Here is a 20,974-nt window from a genome sequence, read left to right on the forward strand (position 1 = left end):
GGAACGCTCAGTGGAAGCGGTGGTCCTGCGGGGACAGCCGCGGGCCGAAGGCGGGCTTGCGGACCCCGCTGAGCCCGAGCATCCGCACCACGCGCTGGCGGTGGCCGCGCCACGGCTGCAGCAGCCGGAGCATGCCGGCGTCGTCGGTCCGGCGCCCGGTCAGGGCATAGCCCACGAAGGCTGCCAGATGGAAGTCGCCCACGGAGACCGAGTCCGGATCCCCGTGCGTGCGCTGGGCGATCTCGGCAGCGGTCCACGGGCCGATGCCCGGTACCGAGCACAGCTTGGCGGCCAGGTCCGGGCCGGGCGGCAGGGCGGCGAGCCGGTCCAGTCCGGCCGCCACGGCGCAGGCGCGCAGGATCGTGGCCGAACGCTTCGGATCCACGCCGGCACGGTGCCACTCCCAGGACGGGATGCGCCGCCACTGCGCGGGGGAGGGAGCCAGCATCAGCCCGGCCGGTGCCGGTCCGGGCGCCGGAGAACCGTGCCGGGCCACCAGGTACCTCCACGAGTGCCGGGCCTCGATGGTGGTGACCCGCTGTTCCAGCACCGCCGGCACGAGCGCGTCGAAGACCCGGCCGGTCGAAGGCAGCCGCAGGCCGCGGTGCCGCCGGCGGGGCTCGGTGACCAGCCGCGGGAGGGTGGCCTGGAAGTCCGGGTCGTCAAAACCCGACCAGTCGTCGCCGGCGCCCAGCAGGGCCGGCAGGCCCGCCAGCGCCGCCTCCACGCCCGGTCCCCAGCAGCCGGCGGTGACGGCGGTGGCCGCGGCGTCCGCCCGGGCGGCCAGGTGCAGCGTCACCGGGCCGGCCGGCGTGGCGAACGCCAGCCAGACGCCGCCGGACCCGATCCGGCAGGTGGGGTCCTGCCGGCCGCGCGGCAGGATGCCGAGCGTGCCGGCTAGATCGTAGCCTGCCGGCATGTCGACGACGGCGGTGCGCCCGGCGGGCAGCGCCGCCGGCGCTGCAGCCGTCGAAGCGGTGGCCGAAGCAGTGGCAGGCATGCATCCATCGTCCCACGCACGGGCCCGGCCGGCAGGCAGCCGGGCGCCCATTATGACGGGCGAACATGACCTTGCCGCGGCAGGCAGGTAGATTTGGGCCCATGAAATATGCCAATTCCGTGCTGGACCTCATCGGCAACACCCCGTTGGTCAAGCTGAACAAAGTGACCGAAGGTATCGCCGCCACAGTCCTGGCCAAGGTGGAATATTTCAATCCGGGCGGCTCGATCAAGGACCGCATCGCGGTGAAGATGATCGAGCAGGCCGAACGGGACGGCAAGCTCAAGCCCGGCGGCACCGTGGTGGAACCGACCAGCGGCAACACCGGCGTCGGCCTGGCGCTGGTGGCCCAGCAGAAGGGCTACAAGTCCATTTTCGTCACGCCCGACAAGGTCGGCCAGGAAAAGCGCGATGTGCTCAGGGCCTACGGCGCGGAGGTGGTGGTGACCCCCACGTCCGTGGCCCCGGACAGCCCCGAGTCCTATTACGGTGTCTCCGACCGGCTGGTGACCGAGATCGAGGGCGCGTACAAGCCGGACCAGTTCTCCAATCCTGCCGCCCCGGCCAGCCACTACGAGACCACCGGCCCGGAAATCTGGCGCGACACCGACGGCAAGGTCACCCACGTGGTGATCGGTGCCGGCACCGGCGGCACCATCACCGGCACCGGCAGGTACCTGAAGGATGTTTCCGCGGACCGCCCCTCGGGTCCGGTGAAGGTCATCGCCGCGGATCCCGAAGGCTCGGTCTACTCCGGCGGCACCGGGCGCCCCTACTTCGTCGAGGGCGTGGGCGAGGACATGTGGCCGGGCAACTACGACAAGAGCGTGCCGGACGAGGTCATCGCCGTCAACGACGCCGAATCCTTCGCCATGACCCGGCGGCTGGCGCGGGAGGAAGGCCTGCTGGTCGGCGGCTCCTCCGGCATGGCCGTGGTGGCGGCGCTGCGGGTGGCCCGGGAGCTGGCCGCCGGCGACGTCGTCGTGGTCATCCTGCCCGATTCCGGCCGCGGCTACCTGGCCAAGATCTTCAATGACGAGTGGATGCGCTCCTACGGCTTTATCCCCGGCGCCGAGGAAACCACCGTCGGCGAGGTGCTCCGCGGCAAGGGCGGCATCCTGCCGGACCTGGTGCACACCCACCCTGCCGAATCGGTGCGCGATGTCATCGAGATCATCAACGAATACGGCGTCTCCGTCCTGCCCGTGCTGTCCCAGGAACCGCCGGTGGTGATGGGCGAGGTGGTCGGGGCCGTCGACGAGCGCGCGCTGACCGCGAAGCTGTTCAAGGGCGAAGCGAAGCTGACGGACAGGATCGGGGACCACATGGGGCAGAAGATGCCCATCATCGGCGCCCTGGAGTCCATCTCCGCCGCCCGCGAAAAACTCCAGCAGGCCGACGCCCTGATGGTGACATTCCAAGGCGCGCCGGTGGGCGTGCTCACCCGCCACGACCTCCTGACCTACCTGACGAGCTGAAGGAAGCTGCCATGACCGCACTTGAGAATGCCTCGGGCTTCAACACCCGCGCCGTCCACGCCGGACAATCCTTCGAACCGCGCACCGGCGCCGTCGTGCCCCCGGTGCACTTCAGTTCCACCTACGCCCAGGACGGCATCGGGGGACTGCGCGACGGCTACGAATACGGCCGCGGCGGCAATCCCACCCGCGATGCGCTGCAGCTGCAGCTGGCGGCCCTCGAAGGCGGCCGGCACGCGTTTTCCTTCGCCTCCGGCCTGGCCGCCGAGGACGCCCTGATCCGGGCGCTGCTGGTGCCGGGGGACCACATCGTGCTGGGCAACGACGCCTACGGCGGCACCTACCGGCTGATCAGCCGGGTGCTCGGCGGCTGGGGCGTCGGGCACACCGTGGTGGACATGGCCGACCTCGAATCGGTCGCCGCCGCCGTCGCCGCGCAGCAGACCCGCTTCGTGTGGGTGGAAACCCCCTCCAACCCGATGATGAAGGTCACCGACATCGCCGGTCTGGCCGCCGTGGCGCACGACGCCGGGGCGCTGCTGGTAGTGGACAACACCTTCGCCTCGCCGTACCTGCAGAACCCGCTGGCCCTCGGGGCGGACATCGTGGTGCATTCGACCACCAAGTACATCGGCGGCCACTCGGACGTGATCGGCGGCGCCGTGGTGCTCAACGATGACGAGCTGGCCGGGAAGGTCGGCTTCGTGCAGTTCGCCGTCGGCGCCGTCTCCTCCCCGATGGATGCGTTCCTGACCACCCGCGGCCTGAAGACCCTGGGCGTGCGCATGGACCGGCACAGCGCCAATGCCCAGGCCGTGGCCGAGTGGCTGGCCGGCCGCAGCGGGGTGGAAACCGTGTACTATCCCGGCCTGCCGGACCACCCCGGGCACGAGCTGGCGGCGAAGCAGATGCGCGGCTTCGGCGGCATGGTCTCGGTCTCCTTCACCGGCGGGGAGGCCGCGGCCCGGAAGGTTGCCGAGTCCACCAAGGTGTTCACCCTGGCCGAGTCCCTGGGCGGCATCGAGTCGCTGGTCAACTACCCGTCCGAGATGACCCATGCCTCGGTCAAGGGCACCGAGCTGGCCGTACCGGAGAACCTGATCCGGCTCTCGGTGGGCATCGAGGACGCCGCGGACCTGATTGCCGACCTGGACCAGGCCTTCGGGCAGCTCTGACGACTGCGTCCGGAGCACCGCACCCGGGTGCGGTGCTCTGGCGCGCCGGGGGTGGTGTGGGAATACTGGTGGGCATGGAGAACAGACACTACCCACCGGCCGGCGTCTGGCCCGGCCTGCAATCGCGTGACGCCCGGGGCCTGATCAGGTTCCTGACCGGCACCGTCGGCTTCAGCACCCACGCCCTGTATGAGGAAGGCGGGGCGGTGGTGCACAGCGAGCTGCTCTGGCCCGAAGGCGGCCTGGTCCTGGTCTCCAGCTACAGTGAGGCCAGCCTGTGGGCCCGCGAGCCGGGCGGCGCGCAGCTGAATGTCTACACTCGGGACCCGGATGCCCTCTACCACAGCGTGTCCGCCGCCGGGGCGCAGATCATCCAGGAGCTCACCGACACGGACTACGGTGCCCGCCTGTTCGGCCTGCGCGATCCGGACGGGAACCTGTGGGGCTTCAGCACCTACCGCGGCCACCCGCTTCCTGCGTCCGCCGAGGAATTCCAGGACGTGAGCTTCGAGGGCCATGCCTGAGCCGGGGAGCCTGCTGGCCATCTGCCGGGTGCACGCACTCAAGCCCGACGCCGGGCCGGCCGGCCTCACGGCCATTGACAAGCGGCCCGCGTCCGGGCCGGTCAAGGTCACCGACCTGGGCCTGTACGCGGACGTGCAGGCCGACCGCAAGCACCACGGCGGGGAATGGCAGGCGCTCTACGCCTACGCGGACGAGGACGCCCGCTGGTGGGCCGCCGAACTGGGCCGGGAGATTCCGCCCGGCCTGTTCGGCGAGAACCTGCGCACCTTGGGCGTGGACGTCAACGGGGCGCTGATCGGCGAGCGCTGGCGGATCGGGCCCGAGGTGCGCGTGGAAGTGACCTCGGTGCGGATTCCCTGCGGGACCTTCGCCCGGCACCTGGGCGAGGAACGCTGGGTGCGCCGCTTCACCGCCGCCGGCCGGCCCGGAGCCTACCTGAAGGTCCTGCAGACCGGGCAGATCCAGGCCGGCGACGCCGTCGAGCCCACCTACCGGCCGCGGCACGGGGTGCCGGTGGCCCAGGTCTTCGCCGGCCTGGACAAGGCCGGCGCCGGGGCCCTGCGGGCCGAGGCCGCCGCCGGCCGGCTGCAGCTGGCCCCGCAGGTGCGGGCCGCCGTCGATCTGGCCCTGCGCGCGGCCGCACGGCAGGAGGCGGCCGCGCGTTAAGCCGCTCGGTGCAGGGGACCGGCATGGCCCCGCAGGTGTGCCCAAGCTCACCGCCGGCCGCGGCGCCGCCTGCTTGCGCCGTACCGTAGAATGGATGTATCCCCCACTCCGGTATTCCCGCATTTCGACGGGCAAACCACTGGCTGTCCGGGCGGAACCGCATAGGTTTACGCCCCCGGGTCCCATGTTTGCAGCGTCTGATTGGTGTGTAGGGTCCGCGTCCAGCGGGCAGTGTCATTTTGGGAGCGCCGGCTTTGAAAACGCCGTCAGGGGCATTGGCAGTGCAGGTGAAGCTGCGTGCGATGCGCTCCAGAGCGCGGCGGGAAGTCTTGCCATGGGATTGCAACAGTGCCGGACTTTGCTTACATCAGGCCTGCCGGCCGCTGTGCGTGAGCGCATTACCGGCGCGGCCCCGTCCCGAATGAAGATGAGGATTCTCCATGTCCGAATACACCCATGACCACCTGCCCGCCGAAGCGGAAGCCGGCACTGAAGAGGAAGCCACCGTGCTGTTCTCCGACTTCAACCTTGATTCCCGCGTGCTCGCGGCGCTGGCCGACGTCGGCTACGAAAAGCCCTCGCCGATCCAGGCTGCGACCATTCCGGTGCTGCTCGAAGGCCGCGACGTCGTCGGCCTGGCCCAGACCGGTACCGGCAAGACCGCAGCTTTCGCCATCCCGGCCCTGTCCCGGATGGCCGAGCTGGCCGAAGTCAACGGCCCGGCGCGCAGCACCCAGGTGCTGGTGCTGGCTCCGACCCGCGAACTGGCCCTGCAGGTCTCCGAGGCCTTCACCTCCTACGCCAAGCATCTGGAGGACTTCACCGTGCTGCCGGTCTACGGCGGCTCCGCCTACGGCCCGCAGCTGGCCGGTTTGCGCCGCGGCGCCCAGGTTGTGGTGGGCACCCCCGGGCGCGTGATCGACCACATCGAGAAGGGCTCCCTGGACCTGTCCGACCTGCAGTATGTGGTGCTGGACGAGGCCGACGAGATGCTGCGGATGGGCTTCGCCGAGGAAGTCGACAAGATCCTCGAAGCCACCCCGGAGGAGAAGCAGGTCGCCCTGTTCTCGGCCACCATGCCTACCTCCATCCGCCGGATCGCCAAGCAGTACCTGAACGACCCGGCCGAGATCTCGGTCAAGTCCAAGACCACCACCGGCGCCAACATCCGCCAGCGCTACGTGCAGGTGATGGGCGCCCACAAGCTGGACGCCATGACCCGCATCCTCGAGACCGAGGAGTTCGACGGCGTCATTGCCTTCGTGCGCACCAAGATGGCCACCGAGGAACTGGCGGACAAGCTCAAGGCGCGCGGCTTCCGGGCCGCCGCGATCAACGGCGACATCCCGCAGCAGCAGCGTGAACGCACCGTCGAGGCGCTGCGCGAAGGCAAGGTGGACATCCTGGTGGCCACCGACGTCGCCGCCCGCGGCCTGGACGTCGAGCGGATCAGCCACGTCGTGAACTACGACATTCCGCACGACACCGAGTCTTACGTGCACCGGATCGGCCGCACCGGCCGCGCCGGCCGCTCCGGCGACGCGATCCTGTTCATGACCCCGCGCGAGAAGTACCTGCTGCGGGCGATCGAGAAGACCACGAGGCAGAGCGTGGAGCTGATGCACCTGCCCACGGTGGACACCGTCAACGCCAACCGCCTGGAGAAGTTCGCCGGCCGGATCACCGAGACCCTGGAGTCCGAGGACCTGGCGGTCTTCCGCGGCCTGGTGGAGAAGTACGAGGCCGAGCACGACGTGACCGCCGTCGAGATCGCCGCGGCCTTGGCGCACATGGCCCAGGGCGGCCGCCCGCTGCTGATGGAGGAACTGCCGGTGGCCCCGGCCAAGCAGGCCCGCCTCGCCCGCGGCGAGCGCGACGGCTTCGGCTCGCGCGGCCCGTCCCGTCCGCTGACCGAAGGCAACGCGACCTACCGCATCGCCGTCGGCCGCCGGCACCGGGTCATGCCCGGGTCGATCGTCGGTGCCATCGCCAACGAGGGCGGCCTGACCGCCGGACAGATCGGCGGCATCGACATCCGCTCGGACCACTCCCTGGTGGAACTGCCGGCGGATCTGTCCGAGGAGCAGTTGCGCGCGCTGTCCAAGACTCGCATCGGGGGCGAGCTGATCCAGCTGGAGCTGGACAGCGGCCGCAAGCCGCGGCGCGACCGCGAAGAGGGCGGCTACCGGGGCGACCGGGACGGCGGCTACCGGGGCGACCGCGGCGGCTTCCGCGGCGGGTTCCGCAATGACCGTGGCGACCGCGACCGCGGCTTCCGCAGCGACCGCGGCGAGCGGCCGTTCAAGAAGAAGTTCGACGGCGACCGCGGCGGGTTCCGCAGCGACCGCGGCGACCGCTATGAGTCCAGCTTCGGCGGCCACGGCATGGGCGCGCGCAAGCCGCGCCACGGCCGCGGCTAACACCGGACGGCCGACGGTCGCGTCCGGCGCCGTCCTGCCTTGAGCGGCCTGTCCGGCCGCCCAGAGGCCCTCGGAAGGGGCATCCGCACCGCGGATGCCCCTTCTGCTGTTTCAGGCCCTCCGGCGGGGCCTGGCGGGCGCAGCGCCGGGCAGGGTCCCTGCGTCCGGCCCGGGCCGGTCCTGCCCGCGGCCGCAGCCGGCTGGCTCGACCGGGCAAAACCGGGGGAAGCTGGGGAAAATGTGCGATCCGCCACAAAGGCCCGATCCGATTTCACACCGGGGCAAAGTGCTGGTAATGTATTTCTCCGTTGCCCCCCTAGCTCAGTGGTAGAGCGCAGTCTTGGTAAGACTGAGGTCACGGGATCGATTCCCGTGGGGGGCTCTGAATGGCGGGGCCCGCGCCTGTGTCGCAAGGCGCAGCGCGGGCCGTCCCATTCGTGGCGGTGTAGCTCAGCTGGTTAGAGCGCACGACTCATAATCGTGAGGTCCCGGGATCGAGTCCCGGCACCGCTACTGCCGGAAAACCCCTCCCGGACCATGGTCCCGGAGGGGTTTTTGCGTCTCCGGGCACCGCGCCGGCGCGGCAGCAGGACGCCTTGCCTGCCGGTTCCCGGCGCGCCTACGGTGGAAGCAGGGCCGCACGTCCGGCGGCCACGTCCAGGCAGATCCGAGGAGGATGTGCACCATGGCTACTGCCGACATCTCCGGAAAGAAAGTCGCCTTCCTGCTCACGGATGGCGTCGAACAAATCGAACTCACCAGCCCCTGGCAGGCCGTGCAGGACGCCGGCGGCCAGCCCGTCCTCGTGGCACCCAAGCCCGGACAGCTCCAAGGCTTCAAGGGCACCGACAAGGCCGACACCTTCGACGTGGACGTCGCCGTCACGGAGGCCGATCCCGCCGACTATGACGCGCTGGTCCTGCCCGGCGGCGTCATCAACGCGGACCACCTGCGGGCCGAGTCCGCCGCCGTCGCCTTCGCCCGGGCCTTCTTCGATGCGCACAAGCCGGTGGCGGCGATCTGCCACGCCCCGTGGTTGCTGATCGAAGCCGGAACAGCGGACGGCCGGCGGCTGACCTCGTACCACACGCTGGCCACGGACCTGCGCAATGCCGGTGCGCACTGGGTGGACCGGGAGGTGGTGGTGGACCACGGGCTGGTCACCAGCCGCAGCCCGAAGGACCTGGCCGCCTTCAACGCCAGGATGCTGGAGGAAATCGCCGAAGCCGCCCACGCCGGGCAGAACGCCTGAGCAGCCGGCCCGGCGCAGCGACCGGCTGCCCGGCCTTGCCTGGCCGTGCGGGACCGGGCCTGGCCAACCGTTAGGCTTAAACCATGAATCCCTGGGACCTTGGCTCGCCGCTGTACCGCAAGCTGGTCATCTCGGCCATGGTGCTGATCGCCGCCGGCATCGTGCTTTCGTTGATCGCCGCGGCCGCGGGACTGCCGGGGCTGAGCTGGCCGGCCCTGGCCATCATTGCCGCCGGCCTGCTGGTGCACCTGGCCGGCCTCGTGGTCCGGGCCCGGGACGCCCGTGCCCGCCACGCCGCCCACGGGGCCGCAGGCGGGCGCACGCAGCGGCAGCAGGGTCAATAGCCGCCCGGTGCGCCAACGGGCCCTGAAAGGACGCATGAGCGAGATTCTGGACGATACCGCCACCGGCCGCATCCTCACCTGCAAGGTGGGCATGCGCTGGGGCGACATGGACGCCTACGGGCACGTGAACAATGTGGAGATCCTGCGCATCCTCGAGGAGGCGCGCATCCACGCCTTCGGCCCTCCCGGCGGCACCGGCGGCCCCGGCCAGGAACCGCTGGTCCCGCTCTTCTCCGCATTGCCCGCCGGCACCCAGGCGCTCGTCGTCGAACACCGGGTGAGGTACCTGGCGCCGCTGACCTACCGCAACATCCCGCTGGACATCGATGTCTGGGTCAGCTCCCTGAAGGCGGCCAGCGTGACCATCGCCTACATCGTGCACGACCCGGTCACCGGCGAGGCCTGCGCCAAGGCGGAAACCACCATCGCCTTCGTCGCCGCCGGCACCGGGCGGCTGCTGCGCATCGACGGGGAGCAGAAGGCCCTGATCCGCCCGTTCGTGGGCCGGCCGGTCTTCGCATAGGCTGGAGGGAGTTTTTTTGCCAGTGAAGGAGCTGTATGTCTGAGCACACTGGGGTCAATGCGGCCCTGGCCGGCCGCGTCTACCCGGCCGGCGAGGTCTACACGGTCGGCCGCGAGAAGATCCGCGAATTCGCCCGTGCCGTCAAGGCCACGCACCCGGCCCATTTCGACGTCGAGGCGGCCCGGGAACTGGGCTACCGCGACCTGCTGGCCCCGCCCACCTTTGCCATCATCGTCGCCCAGCGCGCGGACGCCCAGTTGGTCCAGGATCCGGAAGCCGGCATCGACTTCTCCCGGGTGGTGCATGCCGAGCAGCGCTTCACCCACCACCGCCCGATCGTGGCCGGGGACGAACTGGTCGCGGAGTTGCACGTGGACCAGATCCGGGCCATGGGCGGGGGAGCGATGATCACCACCCGCGCCGAAATCAGCACCGCGGGCGGGGAGAAGACCGCCACCACGACCTCGTCGATCCTGGTGAGGGGGGAAGGCCAGTGACCATCGGACTGGAAACACTCTCGGTCGGGCAGGAGATCGGCAGCAGGACCATCGAGGTCTCCCGGGCGGACCTGGTCAGGTACGCCGGGGCCTCCGGCGACTTCAACCCGATCCACTGGAACGGCCGCTTCGCCGAGCAGGTGGGCCTGCCCGGCGTCATCGCCCACGGCATGTTCACCATGGGTGCCGCCGTCCAGATCGTCACCGACTGGATCGGCGACCCGGGAGCCATCGTGGACTACCAGACCCGCTTCACCAAGCCGGTCGTGGTGGAAGACACCGACGGTGCCGGCGCCGAGATCCAGGTCAGCGGCGCCGTCGGTGCCATCGACGAAGCCAACGGCACGGTCCGCGTGGACCTGACGGTCACCTCCGCCGGACAGAAGGTCCTGGTCAAGGCCCAGGCCCTCGTCCGCACCCGGTAAGCCGCGGTGACTGCTGCCAGCCTGGCCCCGCTGACCACCGTCGGTGTCGGCGGTCCGGCCCGCCGCTGCCTCGAGGCCACGTCCGAGGCCGGGATCATTGATGCCGTCCGTGCCGCCGACGAGGCCGGCGAGCAGCTGCTGATCATCGGCGGCGGCTCGAACCTGGTGATCTCCGACGAGGGCTGGCCGGGCACCGTCCTGCGCCTGGCCAGCACCGGCTACTCGATCGAGCATTCAGCGGACGACGGCGGCTCCGGCACCGTGCTGTTGCGCGCCGAAGCCGGGCAGCCCTGGGACGAACTGGTCGAACTGTCCGTGCGGCACGGCTGGTCCGGGCTGGAGGCGCTCTCGGGCATCCCCGGGCTGACCGGAGCCACGCCGGTGCAGAATGTCGGCGCCTACGGGGCCGACGTCTCGCACACCATTGTCTCGGTGCGCACCTGGGACCGGCACGAGGGCACGGTGAAGACCTTCGGCAACGCGGACCTGGGCTTCGGCTACCGGGACTCGGTGCTCAAGCGCAGCACGGTCAACGGCTCGCCGCGCTACGTGGTGCTGTCCGTTCAGTTCCGGCTGGAGCGGGACCGGCTGAGCGCCCCCGTGCGCTATGCGGAGCTGGCCCGCTCCCTGGGCGTCGAAGCCGGCCAGCGCGCCGGCGCCGCCGATGTCCGCCGCGAAGTCCTCAGGCTGCGCGCCTCCAAGGGCATGGTGCTGGATGCGGCCGACCGCGATACCTTCAGCACCGGCTCCTTCTTCACCAACCCCATCGTCGATCCCGCCAAGGCAGACGCCCTGCCCGCCGATGCCCCGCGGTGGCCCGCGGGCGCGCAGGTGAAGCTCAGCGCCGCCTGGCTGATCGACCGGGCAGGCTTCGGCAAGGGGTTCGGGCTGGCCGGCACCGCCAACGGCGCCGTCGACGGATTCGCCGTGGCAGGCGGCCGCGCATCGCTGTCCACCAAGCACACCCTGGCCATTACCAACCGGGGCAATGCCGCGGCGGCCGATATCCTGGCCATTGCCCGCACCGTGCGCGACGGCGTCGAGGCCGCCTTCGGCATCCGGCTGCACCCGGAGCCGCTGCTGATCGGCTGCGCGCTGTAGCAGGCCGGACCCGGCGGCCTGCCCTGCCCGCCGCAGGTTGCCGCGCTTCACTTCGCCTGCCTGGCGTCCAGCGCGGCCCGGAAACGGACCAGGTCCTGCTGCTGGCGGCGGAAGTCCACCAGGCCCCGGCAGATCAGCCAGTGCACCAGCCGGCTGCTCTGGCTGGCCTGGACCCGGCAGTCCACGCCGTGGGGCATCAGCCAGCTTCCGCCCAGGAACTCCGGCAGCGCCGCCAGCAGGGCATCCGCGCGCAGCAGGCGGCAGAACGCCCCGTAGGGCTGGAACTGCCGTTCGAAGGCAAGCCAGCGGGCGTCCTCGGCGCAGACATGGTCCTGGCCCCGGGTCTCCAGGAACAACTTCAGGTGCTCGTTGATCCGCAGGTACCGGTCGACGGTTACCGGCTGCCTGCCGCGGCAGCAGTGTTCCAGGAAACGGGCCAGGACCTCGTTGATGGCCGGTGCCGCCGCCGGCAGGTCTGCGGGGTCCATGGGTCCGCGCTACGGAAGGGACACGGCCGCGGCGGCGTCCTGTACCGGAGGTGTGGACGGTCCGGCGGGCGGGGCGGCTGTGGAGGAGAAGCAGCAACCCGGAACCGGGCCTGAACGGCAGCGGGCCGCGTCCACCGGAGTGGACGCGGCCCGCCGGGGCGGCAAGTGCTTAGAGGTTGCCGGTGGCGATCCGCAGCATGCGGCGCAGCGGTTCGGCGGCGCCCCAGAGCAGCTGGTCGCCGATGGTGAAGGCGCTGATGTACTCCGGCCCCATCTCCAGCTTGCGGATGCGGCCAACCGGGATCTGCAGGGTGCCGCTGACCGCCACCGGGGTCAGCTGCTCCAGCGTCGCTTCCTTCGTGTTGGGCACCACGGTGGCCCATTCGTTGTCCGCGTCGATGATCCGCTCGATCTCCTCCACCGGCAGGTCCTCGGTGAGCTTGAGCGTCAGGGCCTGGGAGTGCGAGCGCATGGCTCCGATGCGCACGCACAGCCCGTCGAACGGGATGCGGTTGCCGGCGTCCCCGCCCCGGCCCAGGATCTTGTTGGTCTCGACGCCGGCCTTCCATTCTTCCTTGGACTGGCCATTGCCCAGGTCCTTGTCGATCCACGGGATCACGGAACCGGCCAGCGGCACGCCGAACTGGGTGGCGTCCAGTTCCGGGCTGCGCTGGGTGTTCAGCACGGCGCGGTCGATTTCCAGGATGGCCGAGGACGGATCGGCCAGCTGCGCGGCCACGGCGGCGTTGAGGGTGCCGAACTGGGTCAGCAGTTCGCGCATGTGCCGGGCTCCGCCGCCCGAGGCCGCCTGGTAGGTCATGGAGGTTCCCCACTCGACCAGACCGTTCTTGAACAGCCCGCCGAGGCCCATGAGCATGCAGGAGACGGTGCAGTTGCCGCCAATGAAGTTCCTGACCCCGCGCTGCAGGCCGGCGTCGATGACGTCCCGGTTGACCGGATCCAGCACGATGATCGCGTCGTCGGCCATCCGCAGGGTGGAGGCGGCGTCGATCCAGATCCCGTCCCAGCCGGCGTCGCGCAGCTTCGGGTACACCTCGGAGGTGTAGTCCCCGCCCTGGGCCGTCACGATGATCGGCAGCTTGGCCAGGGTGTCGACGTCGTAGGCGTCCTGCAGCGGGCCGGCACCTTCGGCGAAGGCCGGGGCGGCTCCGCCGGCATTGGAGGTGGAGAAGAACACGGGGTTGATCAGGTCAAAGTCGCCATCGTCCTGCATGCGCTGCATGAGGACGGAGCCGACCATGCCGCGCCAACCGACCAGGCCCACGGAAGGGGCGGAATTCCGGGCAGATTCAGTCATGCGCTCCATTTTACGCGAGCCGGCAGTGCAGCCCATCCCACGGGTGGGGGATCCGGGCGGATCCGGGCACATTCGGCACCTTTCCCTGCGGATCCGCGGGAGCGCTGCGGCCTACTGCGCGGCGCCGGGCCGGTTCCAGCGGGCGATCCGGTAGCGGGTGCCGTTGGCGCCGGTCTCCCAGCCTTCGCCGGGCAGCACCCCGTCGAGCACCCAGCCCGGTCCCAGCAGCGGGGCGAAGGTGTCGCCGTCGGACTCCATGTCGATCACCGTCACCAGGGCGGTGTCCGCCTCCTCGGCGGCCAGGCGGAAAATTTCGCCGCCGCCGATGATCCACAGTTCCTCGGCCCCCGGATACCGGCGGGCGTCGGCCAGGGCCTGCGGCAGGGATTCCACGACGACGGCGCCGTCCGCTTCCAGCGCGGCCCGCCGCTGCGGGCTGCGGCTGATGACAATGTTGGTCCGGCCGGGCAGGGGACGGTACTTGGCGGGGAAGGACTCCCAGGTCCGCCGCCCCATGATGACCGGATGGCCGGCGGTGGTGCGTTTGAAGTGGGCGAGGTCTTCGGGCAGGTGCCACGGCATGCCGCCGTCCTTGCCGATGACGCCGTTGGTGGTCTGGGCCCAGATGAGTCCGACCAACGGGGAATCGGGGGTGGCGGCGCGGCCGGGGGCGCTCATACGGCCACCGGTGCCTTGATGGCCGGATGGTGCCGGTAGTTGACCAGTTCGAAGTCCTCCAGCCGGTAGTCGAAGATGCTCTCCGGGGTGCGCGTGATGCGCAGCTGCGGGTAGGGGAAGGGCTCGCGGCCAAGCTGCTCGGTGACCTGCCGGAGGTGGTCCTCGTAGATATGGACGTCGCCGCCGGTCCAGATGAACTCGCCGGGTTCGAGCCCCACCTGCTGGGCCACCATCAGGGTCAGCAGCGCGTAGGAGGCGATGTTGAACGGCACGCCCAGGAACATGTCGGCGCTGCGCTGGTAGAGCTGGCAGGACAGCCTGCCCGGGCCCTCCGGCGACGGCTGGACGTAGAACTGGAAGAACGCATGGCAGGGCGGCAGCGCCATCTTGGAAATTTCGGCCACGTTCCAGGCCGAGACGATGTGCCGGCGGGAATCCGGGTTGGCCTTCAGGCTGTCGATGAGCTGGGCGATCTGGTCGATGTGCCCGCCGTCCGGGGTGGGCCAGGACCGCCACTGGACACCGTAGACCGGGCCGAGCTCGCCGTCCTCATCCGCCCACTCGTCCCAGATCGTCACGCCCTGGTCCTGCAGCCACTTCACGTTCGAGTCCCCGCGCAGGAACCACAGCAGCTCCAGGGCCACGGACTTGAAATGCACGCGCTTGGTGGTGATCAGCGGGAAGGACCCGGCGAGATCGAAGCGGATCTGGCGGCCGAAGACGCTGCGGGTGCCGGTGCCGGTGCGGTCGGACTTCGGCGTGCCGGTGGCCAGCACGTCGCGCAGCAGGTCCTCGTACGGGGTGGGGATCGAGGTGGCGTTCACGGATTACAGTCTAGGACGTTAGTCGTCGTAGGCGTCGAACTGTTCGACCGAAACGATCCGGCCGGGATGCTTGACACTGATCTGGCACACAATGATTCCGCCCGGATGCAGGTACGGGTCCGCCGCCGGCAGCTTGCCGGCCAGCTTCGGCGACATCCGTTTTTCCATCACCTTGAACACCTGCGGCAGCACCGGCCGGTGGGTGCAGACGGCGGTGGACTTCTGCTTGTCCAGCAGGGCCTCGATGGCGGCGCGGGCCTTCTTCGGGCTGCGCTCGGCCGCGTGCTCGGTCAGCTGGGGCACGGTGCGCAGTTTCTTGACCTGCTGCGCTTCGACATACGGGGTAATGGTCTGCACGCACCGCACCCAGGGACTGGAGGCAATGCGTTTGGGCCGCCAGGCGGTGAGCATCCGGCAGACCGCCAGGGCCTGGCGCCTGCCGGTGGCGGCGAGGGGGCGCTCGCCTTCGGCCTTGTTCCAGGTCGAGCGGGGCTTGGCCTTGGCATGGCGGACGACGATGAAGGGGTAGGTTTCCAGGTCCCCGCGGCTGTGCGCGGTGATGAGTTCCTCCAGCGGCTCGCGGTCCGAGGGGTTGGACAGCAGCTCCAGGGCCTCGTCCACCGGGCACCATTTGACCTCGTCCACCTCGGTCCCGTCCGGGACCGGTTCCACGTCCTGGAGCCTGGCCGCCCAGTAGAAGACCTCCTTGATGCCGGAGGAGATGCGGTAGCGCACGGTGGGCAGCGGGATGCCCAGCTGCACGTCCACCTGGATTTCCTCGCGCAGCTCGCGGACGGCGCATTCGGGCAGTGTTTCACCGCTGTCCAGCTTGCCCTTGGGCCAGGACCAGTCCCGGTAGCGGGGACGGTGGATCAGCAGGACCTGCAGCTTGTTCTCCCGGACGCGCCAGCACAGCGCACCCGCGGCGGTGACGGCGACGGGGCCGGCGAGGGGGTCCGGGGCAGGCGCGGGGGCCGTTTCCTCCATTGAGCGTTGTTCCATGTCCTGCCTAGCGGCGCAGCGCGGCGCGCTGGCGGGAGCGGGAGGCCAGCAGCCAGGACTGCACGTCGCTGAGCGGATTGCCCTCCTCGTCCTTGTGGTGGCGGATCCAGACGCCCCGGCTGTCCAGGTGCCAGCTGGAGGTGCCCGGATCCAGGTAGCGGTCCATGAGGGCAATGAGTTCGGCGATGTCGTCGCGGTTCTTCAGCTGCACCAGCGCCTCGACGCGGCGGTCCAGGTTCCGGTGCATCATGTCCGCCGAGCCGATGTACACCGCCGGATCCCCGGCGTTGGCGAAGGCGAAGACCCGGGAGTGTTCCAGGAAACGGCCCAGGATGGAGCGTACCCGGATGTTGTCGCTCAGCCCCGGGACCCCGGGGCGGACGGCGCAGATCCCGCGGACGATGACATCCACCTGCACGCCCGCCTGCGAGGCACGGTAAAGCGCGTCGATGACGGCCTCGTCCACCATCGAATTGACCTTGATGATGACCCGGGCGGCCAGGCCGGCCTGCCGGTTGGCGATTTCCTTCTCGATCCGGTCGATCAGGCCCGAGCGCACCGACCGGGGGGCCACCAGCAGGCGTTTGAAGGTGGACTTGGGTGCGTAGCCGGACAGCTGGTTGAAAAGCTTGGACAGGTCCTCGCCGACCTGGTCGTCGGCGGTCAGCAGGCCCAGGTCCTCGTAGTAGCGGGCGGTCCGCGGGTGGTAGTTGCCGGTGCCAATGTGGCTGTAGCGGCGCAGCCCGTCGCCTTCCTGGCGCACCACCAGGGAGAGCTTGCAGTGCGTCTTCAGCCCCACGATCCCGTACACCACGTGCACGCCGGCCTGCTCAAGCTTGCGGGCCCAGTCGATGTTGGCCTGCTCGTCGAAGCGGGCCTTGATCTCCACCAGGGCCAGCACCTGCTTGCCGGCCTCGGCCGCATCGATCAGCGCATCGGCGATGGGCGAGTCCCCGGAGGTGCGGTACAGGGTCTGCTTGATGGCCTGCACCTTCGGATCGGCGGCGGCCTGCTCGAGGAAGGCCTGCACCGAGGTGGAGAACGAATCGTACGGGTGGTGCAGCAGGATGTCCCGGCGGCGCATGGCGGCGAAGACATTGGCCGGCTTGGAGGTTTCGCTCTCGTTCAGGTAGCGGCTGGTGTGTGCCAGCTGCTTGGGGTAGTGCAGGTCCGGGCGGTCAATGTTGGAGATGACGTTGAGCCCGCGCAGGTCCAGCGGGGCCGGCAGGGCATAGACCTCGGAGTCCTCCACGCCGAGTTCGCGCACCAGCAGCCGGCGCACGCTGGGGTTGATGTCGGTGGTCACCTCAAGGCGGACCGGAGGGCCGAAGCGCCGGCGCAGCAGTTCCTTCTCCAGCGCCTGCAGCAGGTTCTCGGCGTCGTCCTCTTCCACCTCCAGGTCCTCGTTGCGGGTGACCCGGAAGCTGTGGTGCTCCAGCACCTCCATGCCCTGGAACAGCAGGTCCAGGTGCACGGCGATGACTTCCTCCAGCGGGATGAAGCGTGCGGTGCGCCCGGGCACCGAGCCGGCACGCGGGCCGTCGACCGAGATCAGCCGCGGCAGCTGGTCCGGCACCTTTACCCGGGCGAACAGTTCCTTCTCGCTCACCGGGTTGCGCACGATGACGGCCAGGTTCAGGGACAGGCCGGAGATGTAGGGGAACGGGTGGGCAGGGTCCACGGCCAGCGGGGTCAGGATCGGGAAGACCTTCTCCTTGAACATCACGGTCAGCTGCTGCTGCGCCGCGTCGTCGAGCTCGTCCCAGCGCACGATGTGGATGTGTTCGTACGCCAGTTCCGGGCGGATCTGCTCGGCGAAGACCCGGGCGTGCCGCTCATGGAGCCGGTGCGCCTGCTCGCTGATCTGCTCCAGCTGCTCGATCGGGTTGAGCCCGGCCGCCGAGGGCACCGCCAGGCCGGTGGCAATCCGCCGCTTCAGCCCGGCGACCCGCACCATGAAGAATTCGTCCAGGTTCGAGGCGAAGATGGACAGGAAGTTCACCCGCTCCAGCAGGAACAGGTCCGGATCCTCGGCCAGCTCCAGGACCCGGGCATTGAAGTCCAGCCAGCTGATTTCCCGGTCCAGGAAACGGTCGTTGAGGCTGAAGTCCCCGTCGGGGATCTGCGAGGGGGCGAACTCGGGGATGTCGATGCGGTCCTGGGTGGCACGGGCCGGGGCGACCTCCGTGGAACCGAACCTCACGGAAAGCGGAGGGGCGGATTCGGGAACCATGGTGTCTCCTTGGTGCTTGGGCCCTGCGGAGTGGAGGCAGGGCCATTGGTCCATCAGCCCTGGTGGCCAGGGCCTGGTTATAAGATTAATGATCCGCCGGAGCGTACATCACGTCGGTGTCCCAGCGGGTGAACCCGAGCTTGCGGTACAGCGCCACTGCGGCCTCGTTGTCCGCGTCCACGTACAGCATGATCGCGCTTTGGCCGGCCGCCTGCAGATGCTTGATGCCGGCCACGGTCAGCGCCTTGCCCAGCCCCATGCCCTGCGCCTGCGGGGTCACGCCGACCACGTACACCTCTCCGATCGGCGGGTGCGTGCCGGTGCGCGGGTGGACCTTGGTCCAGTGGAAGCCCAGCAGTTCGCCGTCGTCCTCGCGCACCGCCAGCAGGAAGCCTGCGGGGTCGAACCACGGCTCCGCCATCCGGGCGCGCAGGTCGGCCAGGGTCAGGGCGCCCTGCTCCGGGTGGTGCGCGAACGCCGCGGCGTTGGCCTTGAGCCAGGCCTGCTCGTCCTGGCCCGGCACGAAGCTGCGCAGCTTGACCCCGGCGGGCAGGACCGCGTCGGGCAGCCGGGGCACATGGGCCAGGCGCATCCGCCACAATTCGCGCACGGGCACAAAGCCGAACCGTGCCGCCAGCCGGGCGGCACCCTCGTGGGCACCGTGGGACCAGGCCCGCAGGTCGGGCAGCTCGGTGTGCCGGCGGAGCTCGTCAACCAGTCCGGTCCCCACCCCCTGGTTCCGGTAGGCGGGGTGGACCACCAGCTCGAACACGCCCTCGCCGCCGCGCGGCAGCAGGATGACGGCGGCCCCGGCCAGCGAGGAGGCGGTGGCCGGGTCCGAATGCTCCTCCGCGGCATAGGTCGCCAGCACCAGCAGGTTGTCCGGGTCCTCCGACCGCAGCGTCACCCAGGTCTGCTCGGACAGCGGCGGATTGCCGTCGGCTTCGGCGGCGGCCTCCGCCAGGGCCTTCAGGTCGGCCAGCACCTCCGGATCGGGTGCGCCCTTGATGATGGTCACCGGCCAGACCGGCGCTGTCTGTTCGCTCATGGACTTAGCCTATCCCGGGGCACCCTACCCCGTACGCTTCGCGCACGGGGACCCCGGGGTGCTCCCTTGCCCCGCCGCGAACGAAGTGAGCGGCGGGAGGCGGTTAGGCGCTATCCCGGGGCACCCTACCCCGTACGCTTCGCGCACGGGGACCCCGGGGTGCTCCCTTGCCCCGCCGCGAACGAAGTGAGCGGCGGGAGGCGGATGGGCGCTACATGAGGGATGCTGCTCCCTCGGCGGTGCCGGACGGGCCGGTGCCCTTACGTGCCCTGGGGCACGTCCGCAGGGTTCTCGTCCTGCGTCCGGGTCAGGGTGAAGCGGTAGCCGACGTTGCGCACGGTGCCGATCAGGCCCTCATGGTCCGGGCCGAGCTTGGCGCGCAGCCGCCGGACGTGCACGTCGACGGTGCGCGTGCCGCCGTAGTAGTCGTAGCCCCAGACCTCGTGCAGCAGCTGGTCCCGGGTGAACACCCGGCCCGGGTGCTGGGCCAGGTACTTGAGCAGCTCGAATTCCTTGTAGGTCAGGTTCAGCGGCTCACCGCCCACCCGGGCGGTGTAGCTGGCTTCGTCGATGACGACGCCGGAGGCATGGATTTCGGTGCTGGCCTCCTGGCCGGTGCTGTCGGCGCGCGCGATCGCCAGGCGCAGCCGCGCCTCCACCTCGGCCGGGCCGGCGGTGTCCAGCACGACGTCGTCGGCCAGCCAGTTGGCGGATACCGCAGCCATGCCGCCCTCGGTCAAAATGAGCATCAGCGGCGCGCTCAGGCCGGTGGCCTTGAGCAGCTGCGTCAGCGAGCGCGCGCCCACCAGGTCTTTGCGGGCATCGACCATGACGACGTCGGAGGGGTCGGTCTCGAGCAGGGCGGCAGGCTCGGCCGGGAGGATGTGCACCTTGTGGTTGAGCAGTTCGAGAGCCGGGAGGACGTCGACGGACGAGCCGGGGCTGTTGGTCAGGAGCAGTATGTGCGGCATGTTTCCTCCAAGGGGTAGATGGCGCACATCATCGGGCGGACCGCCGCAGGCCGCACGGAACTCGGGTCCTGCCTGACGGTTGCGCCTCATTATATCGCCGAGGGTGCCGAGCGCCACGCGTCCTCGCACTCGGGGAGCCGATAGGGCAGTATGGCGGGGTGAGGATCTGGATAGTGGCGGCGGCTTCGGCCGCCGTTTTGTGTGCCGTGGCCGGCGCCTCCTACCTGTCGCTGGGAGCGGTCGTAACAATCGTGTGCGCAGCGTCGGTGGCCGCCGGTGCCGGCTGGCCGGTGCTGCTCGCCGTGCCCGCCCGGAAGACCCTGGCCACGGTGATCGCCCTGTCCGGCATCTCCGCCGCGCTGCTGGCAGCAGCCGCCCCGGAAACGATGGCCATGCAGTGGACGGTGGTGGTCGTGGCGCTGGCCGTCATCGCCGTCTTCGTGATCCAGCTGCTGCGCGGCACCGGCCAGCCGCACCGCCTGGAGTCGACCTTCGGGGCCAGCACCGGGGCCGTCCTCGCCGCCCTGGGTTCGGGCTGGGTGGCCAGCGAGCGGCTCAGCGCCAACGCAGCCGATTCCCCGCTCCTGCTGGTCACCGCCGTCAGCATGCTGTTCGCTGTGGCCGCCTCCGTCCTGCCGTGGCCGGACCGCCTGGTGGCCCCGCTGGGCGTGGTGCTCGCGGGGCTGGCCGGGGGAGTGGGTGGAGCCCTGTTCACGTCGGTGCCGCTCTGGCCGGCGGTGCTCGTCGGCGCCGTGATGGGCACCGTCATCGTCTGCTTCCGCCGGCTGCTGCTGGCCGGCGGCGGACCGCACCGGGCCACCGCGATGGTCTCGGCGGGGCTGATGCCGGTGCTGGCTGCCGGCTCGCTGGTCTACCCGCTCGAACGTCTCCTGATCCACTGACCAGCCCGCGCGCAACGAACAAGCGGAACGGCGGAAAACAGTGCCGGATGTGACGCTGGTCATGAAACCGCCGGGGGTGCCGTAACGCGTCCGCACGGGCTCCG

21 protein-coding genes and 2 tRNA genes are annotated in these 20,974 nt (G+C 70.2%); 14 read left to right on the forward strand and 9 right to left on the reverse strand.

The genetic code is table 11. From position 1 onward, the window contains the following. Positions 1-7: 7 nt before the first annotated feature. On the reverse strand, positions 8-1,000 hold the full coding sequence (locus tag HGG74_RS02895) for a DNA-3-methyladenine glycosylase family protein (RefSeq protein WP_376766114.1): 993 nt from the start codon (positions 998-1,000) through the stop codon (positions 8-10). A 101-nt stretch (positions 1,001-1,101) separates the two neighbouring features. Between HGG74_RS02895 and HGG74_RS02900 the strand changes: the two genes are divergently transcribed. From HGG74_RS02900 to HGG74_RS02960, 13 genes are all read left to right on the forward strand, one after another. Then, positions 1,102-2,478 (forward strand): cystathionine beta-synthase, encoded by a 1,377-nt coding sequence (locus HGG74_RS02900; RefSeq protein WP_168484846.1) that lies wholly within the window; start codon positions 1,102-1,104, stop codon positions 2,476-2,478. Positions 2,479-2,489: 11 nt separating this feature from the next. Then, positions 2,490-3,653 carry a cystathionine gamma-synthase gene (locus HGG74_RS02905; RefSeq protein WP_168484847.1) on the forward strand — a complete coding sequence of 388 codons (1,164 nt, stop codon included), beginning with the start codon at positions 2,490-2,492 and terminating at the stop codon, positions 3,651-3,653. A 74-nt stretch (positions 3,654-3,727) separates the two neighbouring features. Beyond that, on the forward strand, positions 3,728-4,177 hold the full coding sequence (locus HGG74_RS02910; RefSeq protein WP_168484848.1) for a VOC family protein: 450 nt from the start codon (positions 3,728-3,730) through the stop codon (positions 4,175-4,177). After that, positions 4,170-4,844 (forward strand): MOSC domain-containing protein, encoded by a 675-nt coding sequence (locus tag HGG74_RS02915; protein WP_168484849.1) that lies wholly within the window; start codon positions 4,170-4,172, stop codon positions 4,842-4,844. The genes HGG74_RS02910 and HGG74_RS02915 overlap by 8 nt, the downstream gene beginning before the upstream one ends. 440 nt (positions 4,845-5,284) lie before the next feature. Then, positions 5,285-7,264 (forward strand): DEAD/DEAH box helicase, encoded by a 1,980-nt coding sequence (locus tag HGG74_RS02920; protein ID WP_168484850.1) that lies wholly within the window; start codon positions 5,285-5,287, stop codon positions 7,262-7,264. A gap of 310 nt (positions 7,265-7,574) precedes the next feature. Next, positions 7,575-7,646: transfer RNA gene (locus HGG74_RS02925), tRNA-Thr, on the forward strand. 57 nt (positions 7,647-7,703) lie between these two features. Continuing rightward, positions 7,704-7,777: transfer RNA gene (locus HGG74_RS02930), tRNA-Met, on the forward strand. Between the two features lie 172 nt (positions 7,778-7,949). Beyond that, a complete protein-coding gene (locus HGG74_RS02935; protein ID WP_168484851.1) occupies positions 7,950-8,516 on the forward strand; it encodes a type 1 glutamine amidotransferase domain-containing protein in 567 nt (188 codons plus the stop codon). Between the two features lie 83 nt (positions 8,517-8,599). Next, positions 8,600-8,860, forward strand: coding sequence for a hypothetical protein (locus tag HGG74_RS02940; protein WP_168484852.1), 261 nt, complete (start codon positions 8,600-8,602; stop codon positions 8,858-8,860). 34 nt (positions 8,861-8,894) lie between these two features. Continuing rightward, positions 8,895-9,383 (forward strand): acyl-CoA thioesterase, encoded by a 489-nt coding sequence (locus HGG74_RS02945; RefSeq protein WP_246262605.1) that lies wholly within the window; start codon positions 8,895-8,897, stop codon positions 9,381-9,383. A 35-nt stretch (positions 9,384-9,418) separates the two neighbouring features. Then, positions 9,419-9,880, forward strand: a complete 462-nt coding sequence (locus tag HGG74_RS02950) for a MaoC family dehydratase N-terminal domain-containing protein (RefSeq protein ID WP_168484853.1) — start codon at positions 9,419-9,421, stop codon at positions 9,878-9,880. Continuing rightward, complete coding sequence (locus tag HGG74_RS02955; protein WP_168484854.1) at positions 9,877-10,305, forward strand: MaoC family dehydratase; 429 nt, start codon at positions 9,877-9,879, stop codon at positions 10,303-10,305. The genes HGG74_RS02950 and HGG74_RS02955 overlap by 4 nt, the downstream gene beginning before the upstream one ends. Before the next feature lie 6 nt (positions 10,306-10,311). After that, positions 10,312-11,406: a UDP-N-acetylmuramate dehydrogenase gene (locus tag HGG74_RS02960; RefSeq protein ID WP_168484855.1), complete on the forward strand. Its 1,095-nt coding sequence runs from the start codon at positions 10,312-10,314 to the stop codon at positions 11,404-11,406. Between the two features lie 47 nt (positions 11,407-11,453). On the opposite strand, the gene HGG74_RS02965 is transcribed toward HGG74_RS02960, so the two are convergent. From HGG74_RS02965 to HGG74_RS03000, 8 genes are all read right to left on the reverse strand, one after another. Continuing rightward, on the reverse strand, positions 11,454-11,894 hold the full coding sequence (locus tag HGG74_RS02965) for a hypothetical protein (RefSeq protein ID WP_168484856.1): 441 nt from the start codon (positions 11,892-11,894) through the stop codon (positions 11,454-11,456). A 169-nt stretch (positions 11,895-12,063) separates the two neighbouring features. Then, a complete protein-coding gene (gene asd / locus HGG74_RS02970) occupies positions 12,064-13,212 on the reverse strand; it encodes an aspartate-semialdehyde dehydrogenase (RefSeq protein ID WP_168484857.1) in 1,149 nt (382 codons plus the stop codon). 111 nt (positions 13,213-13,323) lie between these two features. Next, a complete protein-coding gene (locus HGG74_RS02975) occupies positions 13,324-13,890 on the reverse strand; it encodes a dihydrofolate reductase (protein WP_168484858.1) in 567 nt (188 codons plus the stop codon). Further along, positions 13,887-14,714, reverse strand: a complete 828-nt coding sequence (locus HGG74_RS02980) for a thymidylate synthase (protein ID WP_168484859.1) — start codon at positions 14,712-14,714, stop codon at positions 13,887-13,889. The genes HGG74_RS02975 and HGG74_RS02980 overlap by 4 nt, the downstream gene beginning before the upstream one ends. Positions 14,715-14,732: 18 nt before the next feature. Then, positions 14,733-15,716 carry an NUDIX hydrolase gene (locus tag HGG74_RS02985; RefSeq protein WP_246262606.1) on the reverse strand — a complete coding sequence of 328 codons (984 nt, stop codon included), beginning with the start codon at positions 15,714-15,716 and terminating at the stop codon, positions 14,733-14,735. A gap of 7 nt (positions 15,717-15,723) precedes the next feature. Beyond that, entirely contained in the window at positions 15,724-17,949 is a 2,226-nt protein-coding gene (locus HGG74_RS02990; protein WP_205761243.1) for an RNA degradosome polyphosphate kinase, read from the reverse strand. An 85-nt stretch (positions 17,950-18,034) separates the two neighbouring features. Further along, a complete protein-coding gene (gene mshD, locus HGG74_RS02995) occupies positions 18,035-18,997 on the reverse strand; it encodes a mycothiol synthase (RefSeq protein ID WP_168484861.1) in 963 nt (320 codons plus the stop codon). 260 nt (positions 18,998-19,257) lie between these two features. After that, a complete protein-coding gene (locus tag HGG74_RS03000) occupies positions 19,258-19,968 on the reverse strand; it encodes a winged helix-turn-helix transcriptional regulator (RefSeq protein WP_168484862.1) in 711 nt (236 codons plus the stop codon). A 158-nt stretch (positions 19,969-20,126) separates the two neighbouring features. Here HGG74_RS03000 and HGG74_RS03005 point away from each other — a divergent pair, with 158 nt between their 5' ends. After that, positions 20,127-20,870 carry a hypothetical protein gene (locus HGG74_RS03005; protein WP_312856718.1) on the forward strand — a complete coding sequence of 248 codons (744 nt, stop codon included), beginning with the start codon at positions 20,127-20,129 and terminating at the stop codon, positions 20,868-20,870. Positions 20,871-20,974: the final 104 nt, after the last annotated feature.

Origin of the sequence: Arthrobacter mobilis (assembly GCF_012395835.1) — a bacterium.
Lineage (GTDB): Bacteria > Actinomycetota > Actinomycetes > Actinomycetales > Micrococcaceae > Crystallibacter > Crystallibacter mobilis.

Coding starts and splice junctions, on each gene's coding strand:
- HGG74_RS02895 (WP_376766114.1), bottom strand. CDS start 1,000: ATGCCTGCCACTGCTTCGGCCACCGCTTCGACGGCTGCAGCGCCGGCG.
- HGG74_RS02900 (WP_168484846.1), top strand. CDS start 1,102: ATGAAATATGCCAATTCCGTGCTGGACCTCATCGGCAACACCCCGTTG.
- HGG74_RS02905 (WP_168484847.1), top strand. CDS start 2,490: ATGACCGCACTTGAGAATGCCTCGGGCTTCAACACCCGCGCCGTCCAC.
- HGG74_RS02910 (WP_168484848.1), top strand. CDS start 3,728: ATGGAGAACAGACACTACCCACCGGCCGGCGTCTGGCCCGGCCTGCAA.
- HGG74_RS02915 (WP_168484849.1), top strand. CDS start 4,170: ATGCCTGAGCCGGGGAGCCTGCTGGCCATCTGCCGGGTGCACGCACTC.
- HGG74_RS02920 (WP_168484850.1), top strand. CDS start 5,285: ATGTCCGAATACACCCATGACCACCTGCCCGCCGAAGCGGAAGCCGGC.
- HGG74_RS02935 (WP_168484851.1), top strand. CDS start 7,950: ATGGCTACTGCCGACATCTCCGGAAAGAAAGTCGCCTTCCTGCTCACG.
- HGG74_RS02940 (WP_168484852.1), top strand. CDS start 8,600: ATGAATCCCTGGGACCTTGGCTCGCCGCTGTACCGCAAGCTGGTCATC.
- HGG74_RS02945 (WP_246262605.1), top strand. CDS start 8,895: ATGAGCGAGATTCTGGACGATACCGCCACCGGCCGCATCCTCACCTGC.
- HGG74_RS02950 (WP_168484853.1), top strand. CDS start 9,419: ATGTCTGAGCACACTGGGGTCAATGCGGCCCTGGCCGGCCGCGTCTAC.
- HGG74_RS02965 (WP_168484856.1), bottom strand. CDS start 11,894: ATGGACCCCGCAGACCTGCCGGCGGCGGCACCGGCCATCAACGAGGTC.
- asd (WP_168484857.1), bottom strand. CDS start 13,212: ATGACTGAATCTGCCCGGAATTCCGCCCCTTCCGTGGGCCTGGTCGGT.
- HGG74_RS02975 (WP_168484858.1), bottom strand. CDS start 13,890: ATGAGCGCCCCCGGCCGCGCCGCCACCCCCGATTCCCCGTTGGTCGGA.
- HGG74_RS02985 (WP_246262606.1), bottom strand. CDS start 15,716: ATGGAACAACGCTCAATGGAGGAAACGGCCCCCGCGCCTGCCCCGGAC.
- HGG74_RS02990 (WP_205761243.1), bottom strand. CDS start 17,949: ATGGTTCCCGAATCCGCCCCTCCGCTTTCCGTGAGGTTCGGTTCCACG.
- mshD (WP_168484861.1), bottom strand. CDS start 18,997: ATGAGCGAACAGACAGCGCCGGTCTGGCCGGTGACCATCATCAAGGGC.
- HGG74_RS03000 (WP_168484862.1), bottom strand. CDS start 19,968: ATGCCGCACATACTGCTCCTGACCAACAGCCCCGGCTCGTCCGTCGAC.